This is a genomic window from Mesorhizobium sp. WSM4823 (assembly GCF_055811195.1).
Genome location: NZ_JBVVQL010000001.1, coordinates 29085 through 43203, shown reverse-complemented (window position 1 = coordinate 43203; position 14119 = coordinate 29085). Strand labels below are relative to the sequence as shown.

The 14119-nt window shown below is 61.8% G+C and carries 12 protein-coding genes; 7 read left to right on the top strand and 5 right to left on the bottom strand.

All coding sequences use genetic code 11. The features are described 5' to 3' along the window. Positions 1-93: 93 nt before the first annotated feature. The 3 genes from AC0L26_RS00180 to aztC all read right to left on the bottom strand — a co-directional run bounded on the left by AC0L26_RS00180 (position 94) and on the right by aztC (position 2373). Positions 94-483, bottom strand: coding sequence for a hypothetical protein (locus tag AC0L26_RS00180; protein ID WP_473630717.1), 390 nt, complete (start codon positions 481-483; stop codon positions 94-96). A gap of 53 nt (positions 484-536) precedes the next feature. After that, positions 537-1304, bottom strand: a complete 768-nt coding sequence (locus AC0L26_RS00175; protein ID WP_473630716.1) for a hypothetical protein — start codon at positions 1302-1304, stop codon at positions 537-539. Between the two features lie 82 nt (positions 1305-1386). After that, entirely contained in the window at positions 1387-2373 is a 987-nt protein-coding gene (gene aztC, locus AC0L26_RS00170; protein WP_473630715.1) for a zinc ABC transporter substrate-binding protein AztC, read from the bottom strand. Between the two features lie 556 nt (positions 2374-2929). On the opposite strand from aztC, the gene AC0L26_RS00165 reads away from it, so the two are divergent. The 6 genes from AC0L26_RS00165 (at position 2930) to AC0L26_RS00140 (ending at position 10062) form a co-directional block, all read left to right on the top strand. Further along, positions 2930-4375 (top strand): homospermidine synthase, encoded by a 1446-nt coding sequence (locus tag AC0L26_RS00165; RefSeq protein ID WP_473630714.1) that lies wholly within the window; start codon positions 2930-2932, stop codon positions 4373-4375. Positions 4376-4574: 199 nt separating this feature from the next. Next, a complete protein-coding gene (omp10, locus tag AC0L26_RS00160; RefSeq protein ID WP_352933791.1) occupies positions 4575-4946 on the top strand; it encodes an outer membrane lipoprotein Omp10 in 372 nt (123 codons plus the stop codon). Positions 4947-5124: 178 nt separating this feature from the next. Next, positions 5125-7170, top strand: a complete 2046-nt coding sequence (locus tag AC0L26_RS00155) for a 5'-nucleotidase C-terminal domain-containing protein (RefSeq protein WP_473630713.1) — start codon at positions 5125-5127, stop codon at positions 7168-7170. A 168-nt stretch (positions 7171-7338) separates the two neighbouring features. Then, complete coding sequence (gene hemH, locus AC0L26_RS00150) at positions 7339-8391, top strand: ferrochelatase (RefSeq protein ID WP_473630712.1); 1053 nt, start codon at positions 7339-7341, stop codon at positions 8389-8391. Between the two features lie 245 nt (positions 8392-8636). Further along, entirely contained in the window at positions 8637-9587 is a 951-nt protein-coding gene (locus AC0L26_RS00145) for an SPFH domain-containing protein (protein WP_473630711.1), read from the top strand. A gap of 10 nt (positions 9588-9597) precedes the next feature. Continuing rightward, the gene (locus tag AC0L26_RS00140; RefSeq protein WP_352933116.1) at positions 9598-10062 is read left to right on the top strand and encodes an NfeD family protein; all 465 of its coding nucleotides are present in this window, start codon (positions 9598-9600) and stop codon (positions 10060-10062) included. Between the two features lie 34 nt (positions 10063-10096). On the opposite strand, the gene AC0L26_RS00135 is transcribed toward AC0L26_RS00140, so the two are convergent. Then, on the bottom strand, positions 10097-11098 hold the full coding sequence (locus tag AC0L26_RS00135; RefSeq protein WP_473630710.1) for a KpsF/GutQ family sugar-phosphate isomerase: 1002 nt from the start codon (positions 11096-11098) through the stop codon (positions 10097-10099). A 151-nt stretch (positions 11099-11249) separates the two neighbouring features. On the opposite strand from AC0L26_RS00135, the gene AC0L26_RS00130 reads away from it, so the two are divergent. Next, on the top strand, positions 11250-12938 hold the full coding sequence (locus AC0L26_RS00130; protein ID WP_473630709.1) for an outer membrane beta-barrel protein: 1689 nt from the start codon (positions 11250-11252) through the stop codon (positions 12936-12938). 109 nt (positions 12939-13047) lie between these two features. Here AC0L26_RS00130 and galU read toward each other — a convergent pair whose 3' ends face one another. Continuing rightward, complete coding sequence (galU, locus tag AC0L26_RS00125) at positions 13048-13953, bottom strand: UTP--glucose-1-phosphate uridylyltransferase GalU (RefSeq protein ID WP_435528764.1); 906 nt, start codon at positions 13951-13953, stop codon at positions 13048-13050. Between the last annotated feature and the right edge of the window lie 166 nt (positions 13954-14119).

Genomic DNA, 14119 nt, shown 5'->3' with positions numbered 1-14119 from the left:
GGCGCCTTACGAGCATGCCTGGCGCGTTGGGGAAGACGCGCCCGGCCCGGGAAAGACTGGGCCGGACGCGCGGCAGCCGCTTGGGAGGAGCGACTATTCGCCTTCGTGGGTCTGACCGGAGCCGCCGACGGAAACAATGTTGAAGGGTTTGCCTTCGACAGCAATGTCGCCGGTCTTCTCGAACGACATCGCGTCAACGAGATGCAGCACACCGTGCAGAGGATCCGTGACCACGATTCTGTCGCCGGCGACCGCGACACGCGGCCTCGGGTCGCTCCAGTGACCGTCCATCGAATAGGGATCGGTCAGCTTGAGCGAGTTTGCGATCTCCCCTTTCACCACGTCGAGTTGGTGAAGCTGGCCGTCCTCGGTGAGGACGTAGGCGAACTTGGCACGAACGGGATCGACCGCGAAATGCACGCGACGTGTCGGAAGGCTGATCAGCCGGAATGCATCGCTCTCGACCGTCGGATCGATCAGCACCGCCTTGTCGGCGCCGTAATTGCCGAGGAAATATTGCAGGCCTCTGCCGCCGATCAGCGTCGTCGTTTTGCCGTGCGGCAGGTTCTCGTCATAGGGCAGATGACGGATCGCCGGGGTGCCGTCGCCATGGGTGACGACAAGCAGGCCGGTTGCGCAGGCGAAAGCCAGGACATTGCCGGAAGACGCCTCCCCGTGGAGGTCAGGGCAGGTGTGGACGCCGCCGACCTGCGCATCGGCCTCGTCAGTGACCTGATGCCGACCGGGAGTTCGTCCGGCTTCTCCCTGTTCGGCTCCGACAGGAGGACATGGGAGCCATAGGCGACTGCGACGCCGTGCTGCGGCGCGTCCGTCTTCACTTCCCTGAAACCCGATTTGCCTTCCAGGACCGCCTTCTCGGAAATGATGCGGGCGACACCTTCGCCGTCGAAAAAAGCGGCGAAGTCTCCTTTATGCTCGACGAAATGCGACGGCTTCGCGCCGGCGATCTCGACGCCGGCAAGCTTTGCCGCTTCGACGTCGATGTCACCATGTTGGCCATGGTCCTCAAAGGAAATGCCGCTTGCGATCCCGGTAACGACGCCGGCCGCGCCCTGCACGGCGAACACGGTCCGGCCGCTTTCGCTGCGATGCAGCGACGCCGGCCCTTTGATCTGGAACGTGTCGAGCTTTGCGCCATCGATCGCATCGACTACGGTCACCTTCGGATCCGCGTGATCCGAGATGAAGAGGCGCCAGGCGGTCACCTCCTCGGCATGGGCAGCACTTGTTGATAGAGACAGAAGCAGCGCGATGGCCGTGGCTGACGCCCAATTTGTCCTCACGGTATTCTCCTTGATGTTATTACATAACGGATTGTATTTGATGAAAAGGCGGATTGCTCCGCCTTCCATCGTGGGGTGGCGATCAACTTGCGAGGATCGCGCCTTTGATCACCATGATGTTGTGCCGCATCATCTCGAGATAAGTTGGGGCCGGGCCGTTCTCGTCCGACAGGGCGTCGGAATAGAGTTCACCACCGACTTTCACACCCGTCTCGCTGGCGATCTGCTCGACCAGGCGGGGATTGGTGACGTTTTCCACGAAAATCGCCGAAGCCTTGTCTTGCCTGATCTGTTTGATGAGCGCCGCGACATCGGCGGCTGAGGCTTCAGATTCGGTCGAGACGCCCTCCGGCGCGAGGAACTTCATGCCGTATTCGTGCTCGAAATACCCAAAGGCGTCGTGGGAGGTGATGATTGTGCGCTTTTCCTCGGGGATCTCAGCTACAGCAGCCTTGATCTCCTCTTCCAGTGTCTCGAGCCGCTCACCATACAATTCGGCATTGGCCCGGTAGGTTTCGCAGCCGGCGGCATCGGCGGCACAGAAGGCATCGGCGATGTTCTTCACATAGACCTCGGCATTATGCACCGACTGCCATGCGTGGGGATCAAATTCGCCGTGATGGTGCTGCCCTTCCTCATGGCCCTCTTCCGCCTCCCCGGCGTGCCTTTCCCCGCCCTCGGCGGCTTTATCCTGATCGTGGTGATGTTCTTCCTCGGCGTTGCGCAACACCTCGCCGCCTTTGGTCAATTCCACCACCGGTGCCTTGGCGGCGCTCGCCTCGACGAGACGCTGGAGGAAGCCTTCGAACTGGAGGCCGTTTACCAGCACCACATCGGCCGCACCGACTGCGGCCGCATCCGCCGGCTTCGGTTCGTAGACATGAGCGTCCCCATTCGGGCCGACCAGCGTGATGACGTCGACACGGTCGCCGCCGACATTCCTGGCGAAATCGGCGATGATCGAGAAACTGGCGACAACCTTGAGATTCTCGGCCGATGCCAGCGACGGGGTCAATGGCAACGATGTCATGGCGCCAATCACGGCGGCAAGCTTCAGCGTCCTGGACATTCGATCAACTCCTTCTGTTCAAGCGGTTCTGTGGGAGATGCGTCGGACGCACGTGGCGGGCACGTGGCGCGCGCCGGCAAGATGGCAAGAATGTACGCCCGCCGACAGGATGACTGCCGACCGGCAATCCCGTCGAGGATGCAAAACGGGTGGCTGTTGTGGCCCAGCGCCAGTTCTTGAAAGGTCACACAGTACGCCATTCGACCCATCCCAGCCCCGCCCTTGGCGATTCGTTATGTTATGTTATTACGCTCGTCAATCGAAAAATGCTACGTTATAACCTATGGCCACCGTTGAACTCAGAACTGCGTGGATCACGAAGGAGCTGCGATGCTTGGACGTAACCAGCGGCGGGCTCTCAAACACGCTGACGCGCTCCGAGGCCGATGGGCGCCTGACTGACCGTGATCGGCTGGTCGTCCTCCTTAACCACGTAGGGAATGCGGCATAGCCCGTGGTTTTTCACTGGTTTATGACAATGATCTGTGGTTGTAGCGCTTGGCCGCCCGGCAGTAATGCCCCGGCTTTTCAGCCTGTTTGAGGGAGCAATCGATAAATGGCGAATGAAAACTGGCCCGTTTACGGTGAGATCACCGGCCCTGTCGTGATGATCGGCTTCGGCTCGATCGGACGGGGAACGCTGCCGCTGATCGAGCGCCATTTCAAGTTCGACAAGTCGCGCATGACGGTCATCGACCCGCGCGATACCGACCGCAAGCTGCTCGACGAACGCGGCATCACCTTCATGCAGGATGCGGTTACCAAGAAGAACTACAAGAAGCTGCTGACGCCGCTTTTGACCAAAGATGGCGGCCAGGGCTTTTGCGTCAACCTGTCGGTCGACACCGGTTCGGTGGATTTGATGCGGCTCTGTCGCAAGCTGGGCGTGCTTTACATCGATACCGTCGTCGAGCCATGGCTCGGCTTCTATTTCGACACCAAGGCCGACAACGCCAGCCGCACCAATTACGCGCTGCGTGAATCGATGGTCGAAGAAAAGCACGCGCACCCCGGCGGGGCGACCGCAATCTCTACCTGCGGCGCCAATCCGGGCATGGTCTCGTGGTTCGTCAAGCAGGCGCTGGTCAACCTCGCCACCGACCTTGGCCTCGAGTTCTCGGAGCCCGCGCAGCACGATCGCGAAGGCTGGGCGAGACTGATGAAGAAGGCCGGCGTCAAGGGCATCCACATCGCTGAGCGCGATACCCAGCGCACCAAGAAGCCGAAGCCGATGGACGTGTTCTGGAATACCTGGTCGGTCGAAGGCTTCATCTCGGAAGGGCTGCAGCCGGCAGAACTCGGCTGGGGCACGCATGAGACGTGGATGCCGAAGAACGCCAAGAAACACAAGCATGGCTCGAAGGCCGCGATCTATCTGGAGCAGCCGGGCGCCAACACGCGCGTGCGCAGCTGGTGCCCGACGCCCGGTCCGCAATACGGCTTCCTGGTGACGCACAACGAGTCGATTTCGATCGCCGACTTCTTCACCCTGCGCGGCAAGAAGGGCAAGGTTCAATATCGCCCGACCTGCCATTATGCTTATCACCCCTGCAACGACGCTGTGCTGTCGCTGCACGAGATGTTCGGTGCCGCCGGCAAGGCGCAAGCCGTACATCACGTGCTCGATGAAAACGAACTGGTCGACGGTGTCGACGAGCTCGGCGTGCTCCTCTACGGCCACGATAAGAACGCCTATTGGTACGGCTCGCAACTGTCGTTGGCGGAAGCGCGCAAGCTGGCGCCTTATCAGAACGCCACGGGCATGCAGGTCACGTCTGCCGTGCTGGCGGGCATGGTCTGGGCACTGGAAAATCCCGAGGCTGGCATCGTCGAGGCCGACGAGATGGACTACAGACGCTGCCTTGAAGTGCAGTCCCCCTATCTCGGGCCGATCAAGGGCTACTACACCGACTGGACGCCGCTCGATAACCGCCCTGGTCTGTTTCCGGAAGACCTCGACAAAAACGACCCATGGCAATTCCGCAACATCCTCGTTCGATAGTGCAACATCCTCGTTCGATAGCGATGCCTCACTACCTTGCAATCGCCTGGAAATCGGGCGATTGAAGGAAGGCGACCTAGCGCGACGTGCGTCCATTTTGGGCGCAAAAAGTATGCTCTAGTGCTTTGAATGTGCGCATCGTGCGTTTCCGAAAACCGGATCGATTTTCGGGCCGATGCGAGAGGAGAGGATGTTGATGATGACGATTGCGCGCAAATTGCTTTCGGCCGGCATTGTCGCGGCCGCTGCCGCCTTGGCGGCGTGCACCACCGCCGGCCCGGGCGGGCCGCCGTTGGCCGCGCGGAGCCCGGTGGAAGGCTCATGGATCGATGCGCAAGGCACGGGCCTGTCGACCTTCGCCGCCGGCAGCTTCAACACCGTCGCGACCGACACCGGCCAGAAACTTGCCGACGGCAGCTACACCATGACCGGCGGCACTTCGGTCGAGATCAAAGGCACTTCGCTGATCCGCCAGACGCCGATCAGCTTCAACTGCTTGCTGATCTCCACCTCCCAGCTTAACTGCACCAGCGCGAGCGGGCAGAATTTTGTGCTGACGCGGCGCACCTGAGCCCATACTAAACTGGCTTTGGAAAGGACGGCGGCCTCAGGCCGCCGTCTCTTTTGCGCCGGCAAAGCTGACCCCGATTCCGCTTGCATCGGCCGAAACGCGATGTGAACATGGCAAAAAGCTGGCTGTTATGTTCCAGTCAAGCAAGGGCGTTAAACAGGTCATCGGGGAGACGAAAATGAGGAAGATCGCCGCCATTGCCGCCCTTTCGGCCTCCGCGCTTGGCCTGTCGGCCGGCGTGTCCTTTGCCGACTACACACTGAACATCCTGCACATCAACGACTGGCACAGCCGCATCGAAAGCAACAATAAATATGAATCGACCTGCTCGGCCGAAGAGGAGACCAAAGGCGAGTGCATCGGCGGCGCAGCACGGCTGATCACGGCGATCGCCCAGGAGCGCAAGAAGCTGGAAGGCCAGAACGTGCTGCTGCTCAGCGCCGGCGACAATTTCCAGGGATCGCTCTTCTACATAACTTACAAGGGCAAGACCGAAGGCGAATTCCTCAACCAGATGAAATTCGACGCCATGGAGGTCGGCAATCACGAGTTCGACGACGGCGAAGCGGCGCTAGCTCCGTTCCTCGACATGATCCAGTTTCCGGTGCTCGGCGCCAATGTGAAGGCGAACGCGCAATCCAAGCTCGGTGACCGCGTAAAACCGTCGGTCGTCATCGAGGTCGGCGGCCAGAAGATCGGCATCGTCGGCGCGGTCACGAACGACACGGCGGAGCTCGCCTCGCCAGGCCCCAACGTCACGATCGAGGACGATGTCAAGTCGATCACATCGGAAGTCGAGAAACTGAAGGGAGAAGGCGTCAACAAGATCATCGCGGTCACTCATATCGGCTACAAGCGCGAACGCGACGTCATCGCCAAGATCCCGGGTGTCGACGTGGTAGTCGGCGGCCACAGCCATTCGCTGCTGTCCAACACCGATCCCAAGGCTGAAGGCCCCTACCCGACGATGGTCGACAATCCGGACGGCTACAAGGTGCCGGTCGTCCAGGCGGCGTCCTATTCCAAATATCTCGGCGAGTTCAAGGTCGTGTTCGACGACAATGGCGTCGTCAAGCAAGCCAGCGGAGACCCGATCTACCTCGACAAGTCGATCACGCCAGATCCCGCTGTGCTTGCCCGCATCAAGGAGCTCGGCGCGCCGATCGAGGCGTTGAAGAACAAGGAGGTCGCCGAAACCACCAAGGCGATCGACGGCAGCCGTGAGAACTGCCGCACCCGCGAGTGCGAGATGGGCAATCTTGTCTCGGACGCCGTACTCGACCGCGTCAAGGACCAGGGCGTCGAGATCGTTATCTCGAATGGCGGCGGCCTGCGCGCCTCTATCGACCAGGGCACCGTCACCATGGGTGAAGTGCTGAACGTGCTGCCGTTCCAGAACACGTTGGCGACTTTCCAGATTTCCGGCAAGGATCTGGTTGCCGGGCTCGAGAACGGTCTCAGCCAGATCGAGGACGGCGCCGGACGCTTCCCGCAGGTTGCCGGCCTGAAATATTCATTCGACAAATCGGCTGCCCCGAATGCCGGGCGCGTCAAATCGGTCGAAGTCATGGAAGGCGGCGCGTGGACCCCGCTCAATCCGGACAAGGATTACCTGGTCGCCACCAACAACTATGTGCGCCAGGGCGGCGACGGCTACAAGGTCTTCGCCGACAAGGCCAAGAACGCCTATGATTACGGTCCCGGCCTAGAACAGGTGGTCGCCGATTATCTCAGCGCCCATCGGCCCTATACGCCAAAGCTCGATGGCCGCATCACCGAAATCGCGGCAGAACCGGCCCAAGAACCGGCCGAAGCGGCACCCGCTCCGGCCGAGCCCGCAAAACCGGCAGAAACGGCTCCAACCACAGAGCCGGCAATGCCCGAACCGCCGGCGGGTTCGGCCGACATCGCCACGACGCCGCCAGCCGTGCCGGCGGAACCCGCCCCGGCAACGCCGGCACCCGCCGAAGCCGCAAAACCAGCCGAGACGGCGCCTGCTGCAGCGGAACCGGCCAAGCCAGCCGAGCCAGCACCCGCCGAGCCAGCTGAGGCCGCAACGGCCGAAAGCAGCCACGTGATCGTTGCCGGCGACACCTATTGGGATCTGGCGGAGAAGGCCTATGGCGATGGCGCCAAGTGGAAAACAATCTCCGGCGCCAACAAGAATTACGAACCGCGCCGCCTTCCCGTCGGCGCAACCTTGACCATCCCGGCCGCAAACTAAGTTCTTCCGTCATTGTTGGAAAACCCGTCCGGGTAACCGGGCGGGTTTTCTGCTTTCCGCCTCTGCTTTCCGCCTGAGATAATATCCAAGGTAGGATAAGGTGCGGCCAGACGCTGCATTGAAAACCGGCGTGGCATCGCTAGTTTCGCGGTGTTCGGAGACCCCTTTATGACGCTTTCCAATCCTGTCGACCCCAAGGCTGCGAAGGCCCTCGGCTCGCTGCCGCCGGTCGGGGCCGGCAGGATCGGCGTCATGCTGGTCAATCTCGGCACGCCCGACGGCACCGAATTCAAGCCGATGTGGCGTTATCTCAGGGAATTCCTGTCCGATCCGCGCGTCATCGAGCTCAACAGGGCGATCTGGTACCCGATCCTCTATGGGCTGGTTCTCACCACGCGGCCGAAGAAGTCGGGCGCCAACTACGCCAGGATCTGGAACCGGCAGCGCAACGAGTCGCCGCTGCGCACCTACACCCGCGCCCAAAGCGAAAAGCTAAGCGAGGCGCTGCGCGACCTGCCCGATGTTACCGTCGACTGGGCAATGCGTTACGGCAATCCTTCGACCGAGAGCGTGGCCAAAGGGCTGGTTGCGCAAGGCTGCGACCGCATTCTCTCTTTTCCGCTCTATCCGCAATATTCCGCGACCACGACCGCGACCGCCAACGATCAATTGTTTCGCGCATTGATGAAGATGCGCCGCGCGCCGGCGATCCGCAGCGTGCCGCCCTACTATGCCGAACCGGTTTATATCGAGGCGCTTGCCCGTTCGATCGAGCGCCATTTGGCGACCCTCGATTTCGAACCCGAGGTCATCATCGCCTCCTATCACGGCATTCCGAAACCCTATTCCGACAAGGGCGACCCCTATCAGGCCCATTGCCTCGAGACGACCCGGCTGCTGCGTGAAAAGCTCGGCTGGGATGAGAAGAAGCTGATCACCACGTTCCAGTCGCGCTTCGGTGCGCAGGAATGGCTGCAGCCCTACACTGACAAGACAGTCGAGAAATTAGCCAGAGAAGGCGTGAGATCGATCGCCATCGTCAATCCGGGTTTTTCTGTCGACTGCATCGAGACGCTGGACGAGATCGGCAGGGAGGCGGCGGAGACTTTCCATCATGCGGGCGGCGAGAAGTTCGCGCACATCCCTTGCCTCAACGACAGTGCCGAAGGCATGGCGGTGATCGAGGCGCTGGTGCGCCGCGAACTGTCGGGCTGGATCTGAAGCGGGCGTCATCGAGCACGGCTAGCCTGGTTGTCACCGACAATCTGCGATCAACTGATTGTAACATTTCTGAAACACACTTAAGTGCTTGGTGAAGTCGGCTGCGTTGAAACGTCTACCGCATCGGCCCCAACGATCGGAGTCGATTTTGGGAAGAGCGATGCGCAGGTATAAAAGCTAGAGCGTAATTGCGTGTCCAGCGACGCATGTCGCTTTAGTGTGCTCGGCATCTGAGGGAGAGCCAAATGGACTTCAGTGGTTTCGATATCGCGCTTCTTGTTCTTGTCGCTCTTGTCGTGCTCGTGCTTTTCAAAGGCATCCGGACAATCCCGCAAGGCTACAACTATACCGTCGAACGCTTTGGTCGTTATACCAAGACATTGAGCCCCGGCCTCAACCTCATCGTGCCGTTCGTCGACCGCATCGGTGCCAAGTTGAACATGATGGAGCAGGTGCTCGACGTCCCGACCCAGGAGATCATCACCCGCGACAACGCTACCGTCGCCGTCGACGGCGTCGCCTTCTACCAAGTGCTCAACGCCGCACAGGCCGCCTATCAGGTCGCTGGGCTGCAGAACGCCATCCTCAATTTGACGATGACCAACATCCGCACCGTCATGGGCTCGATGGACCTCGACGAGCTTTTGTCGAACCGCGACGCCATCAACGAACGCCTGCTGCGCGTCGTCGATGAGGCGGCGCATCCCTGGGGCATCAAAATCACCCGGGTCGAGATCAAGGACATCAATCCACCGGCCAATCTCGTCGAATCGATGGGTCGCCAGATGATGGCCGAACGCAACAAGCGCGCGCAGATCCTCGACGCCGAAGGCCTCAAGCAGTCGCAGATCCTGGAAGCCGAGGGCCGCAAGGAAGCTGCCTTCCGCGACGCCGAGGCGCGCGAACGCTCGGCCGAGGCCGAGGCCCGCGCCACGCAAGTGGTGTCGGAGGCGATCTCCAAGGGCGACGTGCAGGCGCTCAACTATTTCGTCGCGCTGAAATACACCGAAGCGCTGACCAAGATCGGCTCTGCCACGAACAGCAAGGTCGTGCTGATGCCGATCGAGGCTTCGTCGCTGATCGGCACGCTCGGCGGCATCGGCGAGATCGCCAAGGAGGTCTTCGGGAGCGAAGCCACGGCCGGCGGCGCGCGGCAAGCGTCACGCCCGCCAGTGGTTCGCCCCAGCCAGACCTGAGGCCGATCCTATGTTTGACCGTATCATTTCCGAACTCGGCCCTTGGAGTTGGATGGTTCTCGGCTTCGTCCTCCTCGTAATGGAGGTCATCGCGCCCGGTATCTTCATGCTATGGATCGGCATCGCCGCGCTACTGATCGGTGCAGTCTCTCTGCTCATCTGGGACGCAGGTTTCTGGACCTGGCAGGTCCAGGTTCTCGCCTTCCTCGTGATGTCGCTGGTTTCAACCTATGTCGGCAAGAAACTGATGGGCGGGCGCCATGACACGACCGACCAGCCATTGCTCAACCGACGCGGCGCACAAATGATCGGCAGGATGGCGACGCTTGCCGAGCCGATCAAGGATGGGCGCGGCCGCATAAAGCTGGGCGACACGCTATGGCGCGTCTCCGGCCCCGATCTGCCGGCCGGCACGCAGGTGCGCGTGACAGGCGCGGCCGATACCGATCTGGAACTGACGGTCGAGGCTGTCTGATCCTACGACGTTTCGGCGTGCGTTGAGATTCAGGTCAGGCCGCGCCGATACGCAGCAGGTCGTGCAGATGGACAAGTCCGATCGGCTGCCTGCCCTCGACCACCATCAGGCTGGTGATGGCCGAAGTGTTGATCGTCTGCAGCGCCGTCGCCACCAGCGTGTCCGGCCCGGCCGTCTTCGGCTCCTTGGTCATGACCTGATCGACACTCATCGCCAAAAGATTGCTGCCGATGTGGCGCCTGATGTCGCCGTCGGTGATGATGCCGATCAGCGCACCGTCTGAGGCGGTGATCGCCACGCAGCCAAACCCCTTGCGCGACAATTCGAGAATCGCTTCACGCATTCCGGTGCCGGAAGGCACCAGCGGCAGCCTGTCACCGACATGCATGATGTCGCGGATCTGCGTCAGATTGGCGCCAAGTTGCCCGCCGGGATGGAAGGTGCGGAAATGATCCGGCGTGAAGCCCCGCGCTTCGAGCAACGCAATGGCCAATGCATCGCCGATCACCAGTTGCAGCAGCGTCGATGTCGTCGGCGCCAGGCCGTGCGGACAGGCCTCCGACGCGCGCGGCAGCAGAAGCACCACGTCGGCCTCGCGCGCCAACGCCGATCTCTCTCCGGCGGTGACCGCTATCAGCGGGATCGAGAAGCGCCTGGAATAGGCGATGATGCCCTTGAGCTCCAGGCTCTCGCCCGACCACGACATGGCGATGATGGCATCGTCCCTGGCGATCATGCCGAGGTCGCCGTGATTGGCTTCGGCAGGATGGACGAAGAACGCCGGTGTGCCGGTCGAGGCGAGTGTCGCGGCCAGCTTCGAGCCGATATGGCCGCTCTTGCCGACGCCGGTGACGATGACGCGGCCCTCGATCTGCGACACCATGTCGACGGCCCGCGCGAAAGGTTCGGCCAATCCGTTTTCGAGCGCAGCCGCCAGCGCCGCGACGCCGGCCTGCTCGGTCGCCACCGTTCTGAGCGCCGAGGCGATCGAAGCTTGCCCGTCGAGCCGCTTCTTGTCTGGGGATATCGCATGCATGGTTGATGCGATTAGCGCTTTGCCGCGCGCCTGTCCAACGGAATTGCCATCCACCAAGGGTTGATGAGCGGCCGCCTCAACGCTCCGTTAACCATCCCCATTTACGGTCCGGTAAGTATGGCGCGCTTGCGCCGCGCGAGCAGTGGTGGCGATGTCCGGGGCCCAGCCTGAAAAGAAAAGAAGGCGAAACGGCAAGGCGGTCTGCGTCTTGCTGATGGCGACCAGCGTGTTCGCCTTGCTGCGACCAGCGCAGCCCTATGCCCAGGAAACGGAGCTGCGCGGCGAGGTTTCGGAATCGACGATTCTGGCCGGCGCTGCGAATCAGACGGCACAGGACAACGCAGCCACCTATCAGCCGGCCAGCCCAGGCGCCGTACCGGACGACGACACCGCGCCAGCGACCGGCAGCATTTTCGATCCGCCGGAGGCCACCGACGATCCGTTTGCGGAAACGCCCGCTCCCGTCCCGCCGCGCCGGCCATCGAGCGCGACGCAACGGGCGGCGGACCAAGACGAGGCCGAGGCCGCCGAGGCGGAAGCCGCCGCCGCGACTGCAGTCACGAGGGATGACACGGACGCCGCCGAGACGGACCAGGACGCGACCAATCGCCGTGCGGTGACCATTGATTCCGCCGACAGGCAGAGGCTCGATCCGGGCGCCGAGCGCGCCGAAGCCATCGAGGGTCGAGACAGGCGGGCCGAGGACGACCCGTTCGCCGCCACAGGCATCAAACTCGGCTCGTTCGTGATCAGGCCGACACTCGAGCAAGGTCTGACGGCATCGTCGAATGCCGATTCGAGCGCCGGAGGCGAGCCGGCGCTGCTGTCGGAAACGACGCTGCGCTTCAATGCCATCTCCGACTGGCGGGAGAATTCAGCTGTCATCGACGGCTACGGCACCTTTCTCAAGACCATATCGGGGGACGAGATTCAGGAATTGCGGGGCCGTGTCGACGGCACGCTCAATGTCGACCTCGACAACGATCTGCGCGCTATCGCCAAGCTCGGTTACGAGGCGGCGCCGGAATCGGCTTCGTCGCCGGTCGTCATCGAAGGCACCATCGAGCAGCCGGTGCGCCAGACCATTGACGGCAGCCTCGCGGTCGAGAAGGATGCGGGCAAGATGCGCTTTGCTTTGACCGGCGCTGTCGAGCGCGACATCTATGGCGACGCCAAGCTTTCGACGGGCGGAACGGTGTCGCAGAAAGCCCGCAACTCGACGCTTTATACCGCCACCTTGCGTACCGGCTATGAGATTTCTCCCGCCATCACGCCTTTCACCGAGGTCGAAATCGGCCGCCGGGTCTACGATCAGCGCGTCGACCCCAATGGGTTCGAACGATCCTCGACACGGCTTGGCGTACGCGCCGGTGCCGAACTGGACCTCGGCGAGAAGCTTGCCGGCGAATTCTCGGCCGGCTGGCTGCGGGAGGCGATCGACGACGATCAACTGCCGGCGATTTCGGGTGCCACGGTGAACGCCGACCTCAAATGGTCGCCGGAACGCGGCACCACGATCGGCCTCACAGGACAAACGACCGTCGAGGGCACGACAACCCCCAACGAGAGCGGCGACATCCTTTATTCCGGCCGCCTTACCGGCGAGCGGGAAATCCGTGCCAACCTGACCGGGAACGCAGCTCTCGGCGTGGACTGGCGCGACTACATCGGCTCCGACGGCCATGATCTGACGCTGAGCGCCGAGGCCGGGCTGACATGGTGGCTGAACCGGTATGCCGGACTGACCACCCGCGCCAGAACCGAAAAACAGACCAGCAACCTGGAGGGTCGCGATTATACGGCCCACAGCATCTTCCTTGGGGTGACGCTGCAGCCTTAAAGCAAGCCGTTGAAGGTTGGGGATAGGTCGATCAGGCCGTGGTAAGAACTGTGGTTTCGGGTAAGCGCACCCTTGGTTCAAGACCGAGGGCATGCTTTGCGCGACATAGCTAGAACGCCGCGCCGCGCTGCTCTGACGGTTTCAACTCCTCGAGAAGCTTGCGGATGGTGCCCGCCATGTTCCCGTTCACGTCGCTGCGCCACAGCGCAAAGGCGACATTGGCCTCGACGAAACCTTCAGGCGATCCGCAATCGAAGGTGCGCCCCTGGTAGTGGCAGCCATAGAAGGGCTGCTGCTTCTCCAGTTTCAGCATCGCATCGGTGAGCTGGATCTCATTGCCAGCGCCCTTTTCCTGGCTTTCGAGAATCCCGAATATTTCCGGCTGCAGAATGTAACGCCCGTTGATGTAGAGATTGGAGGGTGCCGTGCCGGCCTTCGGCTTCTCCACCATGCCGGTGATGCGGAAACCATGATGCGTATCTTCGCCGCGGCCGACGATGCCGTATTTATGGGCCTCGGCGGGGTCGCATTCCTGGACCGCCACGATGTTGTTGCCGGTCTCGGCATAGAGCTCGACCATCTCCTTCATGCAGCTTTTTTCCGACTGCATGATCATATCAGGCAAGAGCAGGGCGAAGGGCTCGTCGCCCACCAGTTCGCGGGCGCACCAGACGGCATGGCCAAGGCCGAGCGGTACCTGCTGGCGCGTGAAGCTGGTCTGCCCCGGCAAGGGTTGCAGCCGCTGCAGGCGAGCGAGCTCGTCGTTCTTGCCGCGCTGGGCGAGCGTGTCGTAGAGTTCGAACTGGACGTCGAAATGGTCCTCGATGACCGCCTTGTTGCGGCCGGTCACGAAGATGAAATGCTCGATGCCGGCTTCGCGTGCCTCATCGACCACATATTGGATGACTGGCCTGTCGACGACCGTCAGCATTTCCTTGGGTATGGCCTTGGTGGCCGGGAGAAACCGCGTGCCGAGGCCGGCGACCGGGAAAACTGCCTTGCGAACTCTCTTCATGCTGTCAATTATCCGCTTGTAGGCCTGTTCGGCAATCCCGCTTCGAGACATTTTCGTGCCGGAATCGAGGATTATGGAACGGCCGGTCAGAAAAAACCTGCAGTCCGTAAAGCACCAAAGCGCTTTTTCGTTCCCAACGGCACCTATGGTAAACCAAATGCTAACC